This window comes from Pseudomonas sp. FW305-25, assembly GCF_017351415.1.
Lineage (GTDB): Bacteria > Pseudomonadota > Gammaproteobacteria > Pseudomonadales > Pseudomonadaceae > Aquipseudomonas > Aquipseudomonas chlororaphis.
On record NZ_JACNDE010000011.1, the window covers coordinates 100,130 to 115,139 of the forward strand.

Below are 15,010 nucleotides of genomic sequence, written 5' to 3' on the forward strand. Positions count from 1 at the left end.
GCCCTGGTCGCGAGACCAGGGCTTTTGTGTTTCTGCCGGGGAATCTTATCGCGAGCAGGCTCGCTCCTAGGGGGACACCCTGTTCCTAGCGCACCACTCCCAGCTCATGCTTGACCAGCGCCAGCAGCTTGCCGGTGTCGATCGGCTTGAGCAGGAAGTCCACCACGCTCAGGTGCATGGCCGCGATGGCGTCGCGCACATCGGCATCCCCGGAAATGATAATGATCGGAAGGGCCGCCCGCTCCGATTCGCGCACCTGGCGTATCAGATCCAGGCCGTTGCAGGGGGCCATGCGCAGGTCGGTGATCAGCAGTCCGATCGATTTGTTCGAGTTCAACAGTTCCAGTGCTGCCTTGCCACTGGCTGCGGTCATGCAGCGAATGCCATCCAGTCCGAGAATCTCCGACAGCAACTCACGGGCATCCTTGTCATCATCGGCGATCAACACGCGCTGGGGCGGCAGATCGGGCTCGAGCATCACGGCGTTCAACGCCTCGCGCTCGGCATCACTCAAAATATCGTGGTCGGACATGGCTTTCTCTACATATTCAAATCGATCCCCTAGCACAGTGGTCAGACATCGCTAAGCAGGCCTCCAATGTGCACTTCGTCGGATTTTTTTCCAAGAGGCCGGATAAGTACTTTTTTCACAGTTTTGACACCTGCTTGAAGCGAATTAACAGGTGCAGAGCCGCTACCTAGACTTACGTCCAATGGGCACCTGGCAGCGTGGGACCGACCATGACCCAAGACCCGACCACGACAAATCCAAAAAGACTGCGGTAATGGTTATGAGTAAAGCGGATGCCTTCACCCAGGCAGGGAAAACCGCGGTGTTGCAGAACATCCACGGCACGATGCAGTTTCTCCAGCGGTTCCCCCCCTTCAATCAGATGGAAAACGCTCACCTGGCGTACCTGGTCGAGCAATGCCAACTGCGTTTCTACGGCCCCGGCGAAAGCATCATCAAACCCGCCGACGGACCGGTCGAACACTTCTATATCGTCAAGCAGGGCCGGGTGGTCGGCGAGCGCCAGCACGCCCTCAAGGGCGGCACCGAAACCACCTTCGAGATCACCGCCGGCGAGTGTTTCCCCCTCGCCGCGCTGCTGGGCGAGCGCGCCACCCGCACCGAACACCTGGCGGCCGAGGACACCTTCTGCCTGCAACTGAACAAGCCGGCCTTCATCAAGCTGTTCGCCCTTTGCGCGGTGTTTCGCGATTTCGCCCTGCGCGGCGTCAGCAGCCTGCTGGACCAGGTCAACCAGCAGGTCCAGCAAAAAGCCGTTGAAACCCTCGGCACCCAATACTCCCTCAACACCCGGCTGGGCGAACTGGCGATGCGCCACCCAGTGACCTGCAGCCCGTCCACCCCTCTGCGCGAAGCCGTGAGCCTGATGCACGAACAGCAGGTCGGCAGCATAGTGGTGGTGGATGAACACAAGGCGCCGCTCGGCATCTTTACCCTGCGCGACCTGCGCCAGGTGGTGGCCGACGGCACCAGCGACTTCAACCAGGGCATCGAACGGCACATGACCCAAGCGCCGTTCGCCCTCTCGCCGGACCACAGCGCATTCGACGCCGCCATCGCCATGACCGAACGGCACATCGCCCACGTCTGCCTGGTCAAAGAGCAGCGCCTGTGCGGCGTGGTTTCCGAGCGCGACCTGTTTTCCCTGCAACGGGTCGACCTGGTGCACCTGGCGCGGACCATCCGCAACGCGCCACGGATCGACAACCTGGTGGCGATTCGCGGCGAGATCGGCCAGCTGGTGGAGCGCATGCTGGCCCACGGCGCGTCCTCGACCCAGATCACTCACATCATCACCCTGCTCAACGACCACACCGTGTGCCGGGTCATCGAACTGACCCTGGCCGACAAGGGCGACCCCGGCGTGCCGTTCAGCTGGCTGTGTTTCGGCAGCGAAGGCCGGCGCGAGCAGACCCTGCACACCGACCAGGACAACGGCATCCTGTTCGAAGCGCGCGACGCAGCCCATGCGGCAGAGATTCGCGGCAAGCTGCTGCCCCTGGCGCAGCAGATCAACCAGAGCCTGGCGCTGTGCGGCTTCACCCTGTGCAAGGGCAACATCATGGCCGGCAACCCCGAGCTGTGCCTGTCCCGCGCCGAATGGGCACGACGCTTCGCCGCCTTCATCCGTGAGGCCACGCCGGAGAACCTGCTGGGTTCGAGCATCTATTTCGACCTGCGGGTGGTCTGGGGCGACGAGCAGGGCTGCGCGCAACTGCGCCGCGGCATCCTCGACCAGGTCGGCGACAACCGCCTGTTCCAGCGCATGATGGCCGAGAACGCGCTGCGCCAGCGCCCGCCGGTGGGGCGTTTTCGCGAGTTCGTCCTGGCCAGGAAAAATGGCGAAAAAGCCACCCTCGACCTCAAGATCCAGGGCCTCACCCCCTTCGTCGACGGTGCGCGCCTGCTGGCCCTGGCCAATGGCATCGATGCCAACAACACCCTGGAGCGCCTGCGCCAGCTGGTGGCCAGGGAAGTCATCGAAACCCTCGACGGCGCCGCGTATGAAGAGGCTTATCACTTCATCCAGCAGACCCGTATGCAACAGCACCAATTGCAGACCCGGCAGAACCTGCCCTACTCCAACCGCGTCGACCCGGACAGCCTCAACCACCTGGACCGGCGTATCCTGCGCGAGTCGCTGCGCCAGGCCCAGCGCCTGCAAAGCAGCCTGGCGCTGAGGTATCAGCTATGAGCCTGTTCGCCTGGTTGCGCCCGGCCAGCACGGCACTCAGCGCCGAGCAGCAACAACGCCGCGAGCGCCTGCCCGTCGCCCCGGCGCTGGGCGAATGCAGCCTGCGCGAACAGCGCTGGGTGGTGCTGGACCTGGAAACCAGCGGGCTCAACCTCAATCGCGACCAGGTGCTGTCCATTGGCGCGGTGGTGATAGAAGACGGCGCCATCGACTTCAGCCAGCAGTTCGAGCGCACCTTGCAGCGTACCGATCACAAGCTCAGCCCCAGCGTGCTGATTCACGGCCTTGGCCCTAGCGCGATCGCCGCCGGCAGCGACCCGGTGGAAGCCTTGCTGGATTTCATGGCGTTCGTCGGCGACAGCCCGCTGCTGGCCTTCCATGCGCCATTCGACCAGCACATGCTCGGCCGGGCGCTGAAGGACAGCCTGGGTTATCGCCTGCAGCATCCGTTCCTCGACGTCGCCGAAATGGCCCCGCTGCTCTGCCCCCAGGCGCATATCCGCGAAGCCGGGCTGGATGACTGGATGGGCTACTTCAAGCTGCACGCCGGCGAACGCCACCATGCCGCCGCCGATGCCCTGGCCACCGCCGAGCTGGCGCTGATCCTGTTCAGCCGCGCCCGCCAGCAGCAGATCCACAGCCCGCTGAACCTGCAACAGCGGCTCAGCCAATGGAAACGCCGGCAGCAGAGCCACTCCTTCTGACCCTGCTGCCGCTGCCGAGCCCTGCGAGGCTGCGATCGAGCGCATAGCGGTCGCCGACGCTCTCTGCCAGACACACTGCAAGCCGAGGCTTTGCGGCAACTGCGTTGCCGGTCGCAGCCTCGCGTTGCTCGGCAGCGGCTACAGGTATCGACCCGAAACATTGGCTATCCACCCCGCCGACCGGCGCCCATTGCGCGGCTCTTTGCGCCCTGCCACAATCGCGAATAATTCTCGTTAGTTTCAACTTCTCGATTGGGATACCCAGGTGCCATCAGCCCAAAGCCCCCACAGTGACCTCGTTGGTGCGTTGTATCGCGACCATCGCGGCTGGCTGCTGGCCTGGCTGCGGCGCAACGTGGCCTGCCCGCAACGGGCCGAGGACCTGAGCCAGGACACCTTCGTCCGCCTGCTGGGCCGCGACGAACTGAAAGCCCCGCGCGAGCCGCGGGCGTTCCTGGTGGCCATCGCCAAGGGCCTGCTGTTCGACTACTTCCGCCGCGCCGCGCTGGAGCAGGCCTACCTCACCGAACTGATGCTGATCCCGGAAGAGGAACACTCCTCCCCGGAAGAACAGCAATCGATCCTTGAAGACCTCAAGGCCATCGACCGCCTGCTGGGCAAGCTGTCGAGCAAGGCCCGCGCCGCCTTCCTCTATAACCGCCTCGACGGCCTCGGCCACGCCGAAATCGCCGAACGCCTCGGGGTGTCCGTGCCGCGGGTCAGGCAGTACCTGGCCCAGGGCATTCGCCAGTGCTACGTCGCCCTGTACGGTGAGCCGGCATGAGTTCGCTCAACGCCAAGCCGGTGTCTGCCCGGGTGCTGGACGCGGCGATTGCCTGGCAGTTGTCGCTGGATTCCGGCGAAGGCAACCCGATGGCCCGCGAAGAGTTCGCCAAATGGCACGCCGCCGATGAAGAACACGCCCGCGCCTGGCGCCAGCTGGGCATGCTCGACCAGCGTTTCAGCGTCGCCAACGGCCCGGCCCGCAGCGCCCTGCTGCAATCGCGGGACGGCATCCGGCGGCGCGTGCGCAAGCTCGGCAGCGGGCTGGCCAGCGTCGCCCTGCTGCTGGGCCTGGCCCTGTTCGCCGGCGACCGTTACGGCCAGCTGGATTACTGGCTCGCCGACCAGCGCACCGCCACCGGCGAGCAGCGCACCCTGCGCCTGGCCGACGGCACCGTGATCAACCTCAATACCCACAGCGCCGTGGATGTGCGTTTCGACGAAAAGCAGCGACGCATCGTGTTGCAGGAAGGCGAGATCCTGGTCGAGACCGGCCACAACGACGCCCGCCCCTTTATCGTCGAAACCCGCGAAGGCCATATGCGCGCGCTGGGCACGCGCTTCCTGGTCAAGCGCGAGGAACAGGGCACGCGCTTGAGCGTGCTGCAATCGGCCGTGGCCGCGCGGCCGGAATCCAGCCAGGACGAGCAGATCCTCAAGGAAGGCCAGCAGGTGCTGATACGCCGCGACGGCCTCGGCCCGCTGCTGGCCCTGAACTCCGGCGCCGACGCCTGGACCCGCGGCATGCTGGTGGTGGACAACGCGCGCCTGGCGGACCTGGTCAGCGAACTGGGGCGCTACCGCCGCGGCCATCTGGGGGTGGCCGACGAGGTGGCCGACCTGCGCATCACCGGCAGCTTCCCGCTGCACGACACCGACCTGGCCCTGAGCGCGCTGCTGCCGACGCTGCCCGTGGCCATCGAGCGGCATACGCCCTGGTGGGTGACGTTGGTGGCGCGGGCCGAGAGCAAGGCCAAGCCCTAGGCGGCACGATTTTTATCGCAAGCAAACTCGCGCCTACAGGAACGGCGGTGCCCTGTAGGCGCAAGCTTGCTCGCGAAAATTCCAACTGACGCCGCCTGCCCCAGCCTGAAATATCCCTCTTATTTTCGTGAATCGAAATTATTTTCAGTCCGCCCTATCACTTTTGGAATCTCGTCCGGCACATAGGCAATTGAGAAATATTTCCATCCAGGAGCCGCCGTATGTCCCGCTCGCTAGACACCCTGTTGCGCCCCAGCCTGTTGGCCGTGGCGATTGCCCTTTGCGCCCCGCTGGCCAGCACCCCGCTGATCGCCGCCGAACAGGCGTCCAGCGTGCGCGCCTACAACCTGCCGGCCGCGCCCCTGGCCAGCACCCTGAACCAGATCGCCAGCCAGGCGGGCCTGGCCCTGAGCCTCAACCCGAGCCTGGCCGCCGGCAAGACTTCGGCCCCGGTCAAGGGCCAGTTCGACGCCGCCGGCGCCCTGCGCGAGGCCCTGCGCGGCACCGGCCTGCAACTGGAACAAAGCAGTGCCGGCACCTACAGCCTGGTGGCGATTCCCGACGGTGTGGTGGCCCTGCCGGAAACCAGCATCACCGGCCAGCAGGCTTATGAGAGTGCCTGGGGGCCGGTGGACGGTTACCTCGCCACGCGCACCGCCGCCGGCACCAAGACCGACACCTCGCTGGTCGAAGCGCCGCGTTCGATTTCCGTCGCGACCCGCCAGCAGATGGAAGACCGCAACGTGCAGAATCTGGACGATGCCGTGCGTTACATGCCCGGCATCGTTTCCGCCAGCTACGGCAGCGACACCCGTTATGACTGGATGCGCGTGCGCGGCTTCGAGCCCACCCAATTCCTCGACGGCCTGCCGCTGCCCCGCGGTGTGTATGCCAACCCGAAAGCGGAGACCTGGAACCTCGACCGCCTTGCCCTGCTGCGCGGCCCGGCCTCGTCGGTCTACGGCCAGACCCCGCCGGGCGGCCTGCTGGACATGGTCAGCCGGCGCCCCAGCGCGGAATCGAGCCATGCCATTCAGCTGCAGTACGGCAGCGACAACTACCGCCAGATCAACTTCGCCAGCACCGGCAAGATCGACGATGAAGGCCAGTTCCTCTACGGCCTCAGCGGCGTGGTGCGGGATGCCGGAACGCAGGTCGATCACATCGACAACAAGCGCTACAACATCGCCCCCAGCCTGACCTGGAACATCGATACCGATACCAGGCTGACCCTGCTTTCGCAGTTCACCCGCGACGACACCGGGGCGACCAGCCAGTTCATGCCGATCCAGGGCACCAAGATCAAGTCGCCACTGGGCGACGTCTCCCATCACAAGAACCTCGGCGACCCGGACTACGAGTTCTACGACCGTACCTACTACGCCCTGGGCTATGCCTTCGAGCACCGTTTCAACGATGTCTGGCAGTTCCGCCAGAACCTGCGCTACACCAAATCGGAGCTGTCCTTCCAGCAACTGACCGTGGGTTCCTACGCCTACTCCCCGGCTGACGCGGCAGGCAATATCAGCCGTACCTCGACCAACGTCGACGAGGACATCAGCCAGTTCGCGGTCGACAACAACTTCCAGGCCGACTTCGCCACCGGCGACATCACCCACACCGTGCTGATCGGCCTGGATCACCAACGGACCGACACCTCCTACCTGTCGATTTACGGCGACGGCGGGACCACCAACATCTTCAATCCGGTTTATGGCCAGCCGATCGTGCGCCCGGCGCGCTCCAGCGCTTACTACGACTACAACCAGAAAACCGTGCAGACCGGCCTCTACGTGCAGGACCAGATGGCCCTGGACAAATGGCGCCTGACCCTGGGCGGGCGTGAAGACTGGGTGCACCAGGGCACCACCTACTTCAACAAAAACGACGTGACCAACACCGACCGCAGCAAGAACTTCAGTGGCAACGCGGCGCTGAGCTATGTGTTCGACTCGGGCCTGGTGCCGTACCTGTCCTACGCCGAATCCTTCCAGCCCGCCAGCAACGCCAGCGTCTCCCCGACCGAGTCGTATAAACCCACCGAGGGCAAGCAATGGGAGCTGGGCATCAAGTACCAGCCGCCGGGCTCCAACACCCTGCTGAGTGCGGCGGTCTACGACCTGACCCAGAAAAACGTGCTGGTAACCAGCATCGGTGCCGGTGGCGAGTCGGTCACCAACCAGACCGGCGAAGTGAAGGTCAAAGGCCTGGAACTGGAAGCCGTGTCCGACGTGACCGACAACCTCAAGGTCATCGCCGCCTACACCCTGGCCAAGTCCGAGGTGCAAAAAGGCATCTATAAAGGCAACCGCCTGCAACTGATGCCCAACCAGCAAGCCTCCCTGTGGACCGACTACACCTGGCACAGCGGCGTGCTCGACGGTTTCGGCATTGGCGCCGGTGCCCGCTATACCGGCAACACCTACGGCGACCAGGCCAATACCTGGCTGGGTAAGGCCAATGCCTACACGGTGTTCGATGCCGCCGTGCATTACGACCTGGGCCGCCTGGACAGCAGCCTCAAAGGCGCGTCGCTGAAACTCAACGCCACCAACCTGTTCGACAAGGACTACCTGTCCACCTGCGATGGCTCCTACTGCTATTTCGGCGATCAGCGTAGCGTGGTCGCCAGTGCCACCTATCAGTGGTAATCGGCTGAGTTAACAACCAGGCCGTCCTGCAAGGACGGCTTTGCTGTGCCTGAAGGCTAAGAAATGAAAAGCAAAACCATCCGCCGCTGGTCCTTTATCCACACCTGGACCAGCCTGATCTGCACGGTGTTCCTGCTGATGCTGGCCCTGACCGGCCTGCCGCTGATCTTTCACCACGAGATCGATCACCTGCTGGGCGACGCACCGCAGCTGCGGGAAATGCCCGCCGACACCCCGCAGCTGGATCTGCAGCAGCTGGTGCGCGCCGCCGAGGCCCATCGACCGGGCGAGGTCATGCAGTACTTCGGTTGGGACGAGGAAGACCCCAACGGCGTGCTCACCATCATGGCCAGGACCGCCGGCACCGAGCCCAACTCGTCCCACACCTTCATGCTCGACGCGCGCACCGGCGAAGCCGTGGAAACACCCTCGGCCAATGGCGGGCTGATGATGTTCATGCTGCGCCTGCACGTGGACCTGTTCGCCGGCCTGCCGGGCAAGCTGCTGCTGGCGTTCATGGGGCTGCTGTTCGTGCTGGCGATCGTCTCCGGCGTGGTGCTGTACCTGCCGTTCATGCGCCGGCTGGAATTCGCCACGGTGCGCCAGGACAAGTCCACCCGCCTGCGCTGGCTGGACCTGCATAACCTGATCGGCGTGGTGACCCTGACCTGGGCCCTGGTGGTCGGCGTCACCGGGGTGATCAGCGCCTGCGCCGACCTGCTGATCGCGGCCTGGCGCAACGACAGCCTCAGCGCGATGATCGAGCCTTACCGCGAGGCCCCGCCACTGACCCGACTGGCCCCGACCAGCCGCCTGCTGGAGATCGCCAAGGAAGTGGCGCCGGGCATGCAGCCGGACTTCATCGCCTTCCCCGGCACACGTTTTTCCAGCGAGCATCACTACGCGGTGTTCATGAAAGGCAGCACCCACCTGACCTCGCACCTGCTGACCCCGGTGCTGATCGACGCCAGCACCCTGGAGGTCACCGCGGTGGCCGAACGTCCCTGGTACATGGACGCCATGGGCATGTCGCAACCGCTGCACTTCGGCGACTACGGCGGCATGCCGATGAAGATCCTCTGGGCGACCCTGGATGTGCTGACCATCATTGTCCTGGGCAGCGGGGTGTACCTGTGGCTGGTGCGGCGCCGCGCGGCCCGGCCGGCCTTGGGCGAACCCGCCGCGGTGGCGCCATGAGGCCGCGGCAATCGAATTTCTGGAAGGTCTTCGGCGCGCCGCTGTTCATTGCCGTGCTCTGTGCCGCAGGGCTGTTCTCCGCGCTGCTCGGCGACGGCATCTGGGACGCCCTGAGCTGGCTCGGCTTGGGCGCTCCGGCCCTGATCGCCCTGCGGGGTCTGTTCAACCGCCCGCCACCGGCCTGACCCCGGCGGCGGGGAAACCGCGCCACAGGTACAGCGCCAGCCCCAGGCCGATCGGCAGCACCGGGATGAATACGCGGTTTTCCTGCTGCGCCTCGGCGGCCACCAGTACGCAGAACAGCGCCAGCCCCAGCAGCGGTACATAGCTCGCCGCCAGGCCCCAGCGCCAGGGCCGGGTCACCGGGCCGGGGCCCCGCAGGCTCAGCAGGGCACAGCCCAAAGCCGGCAAGGCCAGCGCCGGCAGCGCCCAGTACCAGGCCATGTAGGCGAACGCCATGATCAGTTCCGGCTCACCCTCGCCGTGGCGGCGAAACTCATACTGCAAGGCCAGGTACACCGCCAGCGCGCCCGACAGCGTCAGGACCAGGCTGTACAACCCGTGCCGAAAATAACACCTGCGCATTCATCACTCCTTGTCTGTCCTGCATGCCGCCCCTGTGGCCGGGGCCAGAGGCTGCGTTAAGATCCCCGGGGTGGCGAGCCTGCGCTCCACTTCCACCTTCGAGGAATATTCATGTCCACCCCCAGCATGACGCTGTTCCACAACCCGGCATCACCTTATGTGCGCAAAGTCATGGTGCTGCTGCACGAGACCGGCCAGCTGGACCGCGTGGCCCTGCAAGCCAGCCAGTTGACCCCGGTGAACCCGGACACCGCCCTCAACCAGGACAACCCGCTGGGCAAGATTCCCGCCCTGCGCCTGGCCGACGGCAACGTGCTGTACGACAGCCGGGTGATCCTCGACTACCTCGACCAGCAGCATGTCGGCAACCCGCTGATCCCCCGTGAAGGCTCGGCCCGCTGGCGGCGCCTGACCCTGGCGGCGCTGGCCGACGGGATCCTCGATGCCTCGGTGCTGATCCGTTACGAACTGGCCCTGCGCGCCTCCGAGAAACACTGGGAGCAGTGGCTCGACGGCCAGCGCGACAAGATCCGCCGCGCCCTGGCCGTGCTCGAGGCCGATGCGATCGCCGAACTGGCCAGCCACTTCGACGTCGCTTCCATCGGCGTCGCCTGTGCCCTGGGTTACCTCGATTTCCGCCACCCCGACCTGCGGTGGCGCGACGCCCAGCCCCAACTGGCGGCCTGGTACGCCGAGGTCAGTCGACGCCCTTCGATGCTGGCGACCCAGCCGCCGGTTTGAAGCCTCCCACCTGAAGCATGGTGGTGGCCGCGCCGACCCTATCGCGAGCAAGCTCGCTCCTACAGGTACTGCGCTGTTCCATGTAGGAGCGAGCTTGCTCGCGATGGCCGCCCCACGGTGCTTCAGGCAGCAACCCGACTATCCATGCCAGCAAGGCTTCCGCCGCCTGCTGGTCCTCGCGCAACCCCAACGACCTACTCATGGGCCACCTGCGTCTCGAACGTCAGCGGCTGGTTCGCTTTGGCCTGGCCTACGCCGTACCAGTCGAGTTTGCGGGTCAGCACCATGAACACACCCAGCAGGCCGAACAGCAGCAGCGAGCCCATCAGCAGTGCGTAATCCTCGGCGCTGAGCAAGCCGTACAACAGGCCATACAAAGCGGCCAGGCCGGCGGCGAAACTCAGGCCGTGGCCCAGGCTGCGCAACACATGGCTGACGTAGAAGCCGATCAGCGCCACACAGGCACCGGCCGACAGCAGGTAGGCCAGGGCGAAGCCGATGTGCTCCGACAGCGACAGCAGCAACAGATAGAAGAACGCCAGGGCCACGCCCACCAGGGCGTATTGCACCGGGTGCACCGCCAGGCTCTTGAGCACCTCGAAGAGGAAGAAACCGGCAAAGGTCAGGGAGATGAACAGCAGCGCGTATTTGATCGCCCGGTCGCTCTTGAGGTACTGGTCCACCGGGTCGATGAAACTCACGCCGAAGGAGCGGTTCTTGAACTCCTTGCACTGCCCGCTGGCCAGGCAATTGATCAACGCGCTTTCCAGGTTGGTGGAGAAGAACGAGGTCTGCCAGTTGGCGGCGAAGCCCAGGTCGGAAATCTCACGCTGGGCCGGCAGGTAGTTGCCGATAAAGCTCGGATGAGGCCAGTCGGCACGCAGGCGCACCTTGCTGGTCTTGCCCACCGGCAGCACCTGCAACTGACCAGTGCCTTGCAATTGCAGATCGAAGGCGAAGTCCAGGTCGGTGCTGCGCTTGCCGTCCAGCAGCGGCAGGTTGACGTGTACGCCCTCCCCGAGCCAGTCAATCCGGCTGCCGGGAGCGAACGGCAGGTTCTGTCCGTTCAGTTCGAGGGCCAGCGCTTGTTCGATACCGCGAATGTCGCTGATGCCCACGGCGAGAAACGGCTGCTCGAATTTGTAGTCGACGAAGTCTTCCTTGATCCCCAATTGCTCGGGCAGCGCAAACTGGCCGCTGATGCGGTTGTTGGCATGGAACAGCCGGGCCTGGTAGATACCCCGGGCACGCAATTCGGTCCGTACCTGGCCATCGAGTTCGAAGTGCTCCGGCAGGAAGTACAGCTGCCCGCGCTCTTCTCCCAGCTCCTGGTAACGCTTGTTGGTCTTCTCGTTGGTTTTCCAGGTGCGCACCACCTTGCGATAAGGCACCACCAGCAGCGGGCCGCTCAGTTGCTGGCTGTAGCTGGAGCTGCGGGCGATATCGGTCAGCACACCGTCGCGCAGTTCCTGGCGCTCCTGGATCAGCCCGTCGATCATCAACAGCGGGACCAGCAGCCCCAGGATCAAAAGGGCGATAGCCCCCAGCTTTATGGTCAGATTGCGATTCATGGGTTCTCTCCCTGTTCGAATGAGGGAGAGTCTGGGCAGCCCATGTGGGGGTTTTATGGGGGCTGTGTGGAGACTGTGTGGAGATTGCCCCTCGCCCTTTGCAGGAGCGTCTATCGGTGGCCCCATAGAGATGGGGTGGCTGGCAGATCTGGCGGCCGCTTCGCGCCCGATCGCAGGCTGCGCCAGCGGCTACACAGATTCCGTGCATCTTGCAGCCGCTGCCGAAGGCTGCGATCGGTCTGCGAAGCAGCCGCAAAACGGTACACGCAGGGAATCAGGCCGGGAACTGCAAGGTCACTTCAACGCCGCCTTCCACGTTGCCGATCCGCATCTGGCCGCCATGCAGCTGCACCACCTCTTCGACGAAGTTCAGCCCCAGGCCGGTGCTTTTGCGCCCGCTGTCAGGCCGTGGCAGGGAGTAGAAACGTTCGGTCAGGCGCGCCAGGGCGTAGTCCGGGATCGGCTCGGCCTGGTTGAACAGGCTCAACCGCAGCTGGTCGCCCGTTCTGCTGGCGCTCAGGCGCAGCACACCACCGGCGGGGGTGAAATCCAGGGCGTTTTCCAGCAGGTTGCCCAGGGCCTGGCGCAACAGGAACGCTTCTCCCGACAGCTTCAGCCCCGGGTCGATACGCTGCTCGACCTGCAGGCCCTTGCCCTCGATCCGTGCCTTCTGGCTGTCCAGCACCTGGTTCGCCAGGTCCGCCAGCGGCACCGCCTCCCGCTCTTCCAGGCCATGACGCTGCTCGACCAGCGCCAGGTTCAGCAAACGCTCGATCAAGTGCTGCATGCGCGCGCTTTCGCTGTCGATATTGCTGACGAAACGTGCGCGCTGTTCGCCGGGCATATCGCTCTGCAACAGCTCCGCCGCCCCGCGAATCGCCGCCAGTGGGCTTTTCAGTTCGTGGGTCAGGGTGTGCACATAACGCTCGACATAGGCCTTGCCCTCCAGCTGGGTGCGCATGTCCTCCACCGCCGTGGCCAGCTGTTCCAGTTCGCCGCCGCGATAGTGCGGCAGCTCGGCGCGACGGCCTTCGCTGACCGCCTGGGCATACCCGGTCAGGCGGCGCAGGGCAGCGCTCAGCCACCAGGACAGCAAGGCGCCGAACAGCAGGCCCAGGCCGATCAGGCCGGCGCCGTACCACAGTAGGCGGCGCTCGGTGCGGTCGACGTAGGGTTGCAGGGAACTGTTGGGCTTGGCCACGGTGACCACGCCGATGATCCGGCCGTTGTCGCGAATCGGCGCGCCGACATGCATCACCGAGGAGTTCGGGTCATCGGCCACGCTGCGCGAGGAGCGTGCGCCGTATTGGCCGCGCAGGGTCAGGTACACGTCGTTCCAGCGCGAATAATCCTGGCCGACCGCCAGGCCGCTGGAGTCCAGCACCACTTTGCCCTGGGCGTCGGTGACGTAGATGCGGTGGTTGACCTGGTTCTTCGGCAGGCCCCAGATGGTCGCCGCCGGCTGCCGCTCGCCATAGGCCTTGAGCAACTGCGGCCAGCGGTTCTCGCTGAGGGTGCCGGCCTTGAAGTCATCGCGCAGGATTTCCGCCAGCAGGTTGGCGGTGTCCACCAGGGTTTCTTCGGTGGACTGGCGCACGCCCGGGCGGATTTCCTCCATCACCGTGCTGAGCACGAAATAACCGGTCAGGCCGACGAACAGGACGTAGACCAGGAAAATCCGGATTCCCAACGGCATCAGCTGTGCCCCGGGCTGTAGCTGTAGCCCAGGCCGCGATGGGTCTGGATCGGCTCGGCATCGGCCGCCACCAGGCGCAGCTTGGCCCGCAGGCTCTTGATATGGCTGTCGATGCTGCGCTCGTAGCCGGCATCCGCCGCCACCCCCAGGGCGTCGAGCAACTGCTCGCGGCTGAACACCCGCTCGGGTTGCTCCAGCAGGCAATGCAGCAGGCGGAACTCGTGGCGGGTCAGGCTCAGCAACTGGCCGCGATAGCTGATCTGGAACTTGTCGGTATCGACCTGGAACGGTGAGGCCGGCGCCTCGACCACCGCCCGCGGCGCCATGCGCTTGAGGATGGCCTTGACCCTTGCGGCGACCTCGCGCGGGCTGAAGGGCTTGACCACATAATCGTCGGCGCCGATTTCCAGACCCACCACCCGGTCGATTTCCCCGTCCCGGGCACTGAGGAACATCACCGGCACCTCGCTGAAGCGCCGCAACTGCTTGCAGGTTTCGAAGCCGCTGATGTCCGGCAGGCCGATATCGAGAATCAGCAGGTCCGCCGGTGTATGGCGCTGATAGTCCAGCGCCGCCTGCCCGAGATTCAGCCAGGTGGTGCTGAAACCTTCACCCTGCAGGGCAAAAATCAGCGTATCGGCAATCGCCGCTTCGTCTTCGACAATCAGGATATGAGGCATGGCATCCAAGCACGGGAGGTAAGTGCCAGAACGGTGCCGGATGCCTCATGCGCCGTCAATCAAGTCTGATCAGCAGTCGGGCTTGTCCGCGGTGTAACGCCGGGCCGGGTTCACGGCGGCGCCGAACTCGCGCAGGGCCTTGGCGCCGATCAGCAGCGGGTAGTTGAAGCTGCTGCGGTCGGTCAGGTTGACCTCGACGGTGCGCTTGACGTTACCCAGGCACATTTCCAGGTCGACCACCGGTCGCTTGGCCACCTGGGCCTCTTCCCTGTCTTCGTCTTCATCGGCGCGGCTCTTGATCTTGCTGATCCGCGCCACCTTGTGTTCGTAGACCTTGCCGTCGGCGTCCTTGGTCGCCAGGCGGAAACGCACCCACTCCTCGCCATCGCGGGTGAAGGTCTCGATGTCCTTGGCCGACAGCGAGGCGGTCAGGGCGCCGGTGTCCATCTTGGCCTTGAGGGTTTCGCCGATTTCCGGCAGTTGAATGTATTCGTAGCGCCCGTAGAGGGTCGGCTCGGCGGCCATGACCGGCAGCGCTAGCAGGGACAGGAGTGCAAGGACGGATTTCACGTGAGCAGGTTCCTTGGAAAGTGGGCAGCAGGATTTTAGACCGTGGCCGGGCAATTGGTTCGGCCCGCGAGAAAACCCGCAGCCGCCACGGTCGGCGAAATTGACCGCCAGCATATCCCGGT

At 65.0% G+C, this 15,010-nt stretch carries 14 protein-coding genes; 8 read left to right on the plus strand and 6 right to left on the minus strand.

Annotated elements, in window-relative coordinates:
- Window positions 1-85: 85 nt before the first annotated feature.
- Window positions 86-532 carry a response regulator gene (locus tag J4E58_RS13205; RefSeq protein ID WP_009045922.1) on the minus strand — a complete coding sequence of 149 codons (447 nt, stop codon included), beginning with the start codon at window positions 530-532 and terminating at the stop codon, window positions 86-88.
- A gap of 253 nt (window positions 533-785) precedes the next feature.
- Between J4E58_RS13205 and J4E58_RS13210 the strand changes: the two genes are divergently transcribed.
- From J4E58_RS13210 to J4E58_RS13240, 7 genes are all read left to right on the plus strand, one after another.
- On the plus strand, window positions 786-2,726 hold the full coding sequence (locus J4E58_RS13210) for a putative nucleotidyltransferase substrate binding domain-containing protein (RefSeq protein WP_087089436.1): 1,941 nt from the start codon (window positions 786-788) through the stop codon (window positions 2,724-2,726).
- Entirely contained in the window at window positions 2,723-3,430 is a 708-nt protein-coding gene (locus tag J4E58_RS13215) for a PolC-type DNA polymerase III (protein WP_087089438.1), read from the plus strand. The genes J4E58_RS13210 and J4E58_RS13215 overlap by 4 nt, the downstream gene beginning before the upstream one ends.
- A 265-nt stretch (window positions 3,431-3,695) precedes the next feature.
- A complete protein-coding gene (locus tag J4E58_RS13220) occupies window positions 3,696-4,214 on the plus strand; it encodes an RNA polymerase sigma factor (protein ID WP_087089440.1) in 519 nt (172 codons plus the stop codon).
- A complete protein-coding gene (locus tag J4E58_RS13225) occupies window positions 4,211-5,197 on the plus strand; it encodes a FecR domain-containing protein (protein ID WP_087089442.1) in 987 nt (328 codons plus the stop codon). Before J4E58_RS13220 ends, J4E58_RS13225 begins: the two co-directional genes overlap by 4 nt.
- A gap of 221 nt (window positions 5,198-5,418) precedes the next feature.
- Entirely contained in the window at window positions 5,419-7,848 is a 2,430-nt protein-coding gene (locus J4E58_RS13230) for a TonB-dependent siderophore receptor (protein WP_087089444.1), read from the plus strand.
- A gap of 63 nt (window positions 7,849-7,911) precedes the next feature.
- Window positions 7,912-9,045 (plus strand): PepSY domain-containing protein, encoded by a 1,134-nt coding sequence (locus tag J4E58_RS13235; RefSeq protein ID WP_087089446.1) that lies wholly within the window; start codon window positions 7,912-7,914, stop codon window positions 9,043-9,045.
- A complete protein-coding gene (locus J4E58_RS13240; protein ID WP_009045929.1) occupies window positions 9,042-9,230 on the plus strand; it encodes a hypothetical protein in 189 nt (62 codons plus the stop codon). The genes J4E58_RS13235 and J4E58_RS13240 overlap by 4 nt, the downstream gene beginning before the upstream one ends.
- Here the strand turns inward: J4E58_RS13240 and J4E58_RS13245 are convergent.
- Window positions 9,208-9,630 carry a hypothetical protein gene (locus tag J4E58_RS13245; protein ID WP_053262912.1) on the minus strand — a complete coding sequence of 141 codons (423 nt, stop codon included), beginning with the start codon at window positions 9,628-9,630 and terminating at the stop codon, window positions 9,208-9,210. The two genes, J4E58_RS13240 and J4E58_RS13245, sit on opposite strands and share 23 nt — an antisense overlap.
- Window positions 9,631-9,741: 111 nt before the next feature.
- Here J4E58_RS13245 and J4E58_RS13250 point away from each other — a divergent pair, with 111 nt between their 5' ends.
- The gene (locus tag J4E58_RS13250) at window positions 9,742-10,371 is read left to right on the plus strand and encodes a glutathione S-transferase (RefSeq protein WP_087089448.1); all 630 of its coding nucleotides are present in this window, start codon (window positions 9,742-9,744) and stop codon (window positions 10,369-10,371) included.
- 194 nt (window positions 10,372-10,565) lie between these two features.
- On the opposite strand, the gene creD is transcribed toward J4E58_RS13250, so the two are convergent.
- The 4 genes from creD to J4E58_RS13270 all read right to left on the minus strand — a co-directional run bounded on the left by creD (window position 10,566) and on the right by J4E58_RS13270 (window position 14,888).
- Window positions 10,566-11,942: a cell envelope integrity protein CreD gene (gene creD / locus J4E58_RS13255; protein WP_087089450.1), complete on the minus strand. Its 1,377-nt coding sequence runs from the start codon at window positions 11,940-11,942 to the stop codon at window positions 10,566-10,568.
- A gap of 274 nt (window positions 11,943-12,216) precedes the next feature.
- Entirely contained in the window at window positions 12,217-13,638 is a 1,422-nt protein-coding gene (gene creC / locus J4E58_RS13260; protein WP_087089451.1) for a two-component system sensor histidine kinase CreC, read from the minus strand.
- Entirely contained in the window at window positions 13,638-14,318 is a 681-nt protein-coding gene (creB, locus tag J4E58_RS13265) for a two-component system response regulator CreB (RefSeq protein ID WP_009045935.1), read from the minus strand. Before creB ends, creC begins: the two co-directional genes overlap by 1 nt.
- A 69-nt stretch (window positions 14,319-14,387) precedes the next feature.
- Window positions 14,388-14,888, minus strand: a complete 501-nt coding sequence (locus J4E58_RS13270; RefSeq protein ID WP_087089453.1) for an ATP-dependent zinc protease — start codon at window positions 14,886-14,888, stop codon at window positions 14,388-14,390.
- Window positions 14,889-15,010 lie beyond the last annotated feature (122 nt).

Excerpts from the sequence above, each read along its gene's own strand:
- J4E58_RS13205 (WP_009045922.1), bottom strand. The coding sequence starts at position 532 with ATGTCCGACCACGATATTTTGAGTGATGCCGAGCGCGAGGCGTTGAAC.
- J4E58_RS13210 (WP_087089436.1), top strand. The coding sequence starts at position 786 with ATGGTTATGAGTAAAGCGGATGCCTTCACCCAGGCAGGGAAAACCGCG.
- J4E58_RS13215 (WP_087089438.1), top strand. The coding sequence starts at position 2,723 with ATGAGCCTGTTCGCCTGGTTGCGCCCGGCCAGCACGGCACTCAGCGCC.
- J4E58_RS13225 (WP_087089442.1), top strand. The coding sequence starts at position 4,211 with ATGAGTTCGCTCAACGCCAAGCCGGTGTCTGCCCGGGTGCTGGACGCG.
- J4E58_RS13230 (WP_087089444.1), top strand. The coding sequence starts at position 5,419 with ATGTCCCGCTCGCTAGACACCCTGTTGCGCCCCAGCCTGTTGGCCGTG.
- J4E58_RS13235 (WP_087089446.1), top strand. The coding sequence starts at position 7,912 with ATGAAAAGCAAAACCATCCGCCGCTGGTCCTTTATCCACACCTGGACC.
- J4E58_RS13240 (WP_009045929.1), top strand. The coding sequence starts at position 9,042 with ATGAGGCCGCGGCAATCGAATTTCTGGAAGGTCTTCGGCGCGCCGCTG.
- J4E58_RS13245 (WP_053262912.1), bottom strand. The coding sequence starts at position 9,630 with ATGCGCAGGTGTTATTTTCGGCACGGGTTGTACAGCCTGGTCCTGACG.
- J4E58_RS13250 (WP_087089448.1), top strand. The coding sequence starts at position 9,742 with ATGTCCACCCCCAGCATGACGCTGTTCCACAACCCGGCATCACCTTAT.
- creD (WP_087089450.1), bottom strand. The coding sequence starts at position 11,942 with ATGAATCGCAATCTGACCATAAAGCTGGGGGCTATCGCCCTTTTGATC.
- creC (WP_087089451.1), bottom strand. The coding sequence starts at position 13,638 with ATGCCGTTGGGAATCCGGATTTTCCTGGTCTACGTCCTGTTCGTCGGC.
- creB (WP_009045935.1), bottom strand. The coding sequence starts at position 14,318 with ATGCCTCATATCCTGATTGTCGAAGACGAAGCGGCGATTGCCGATACG.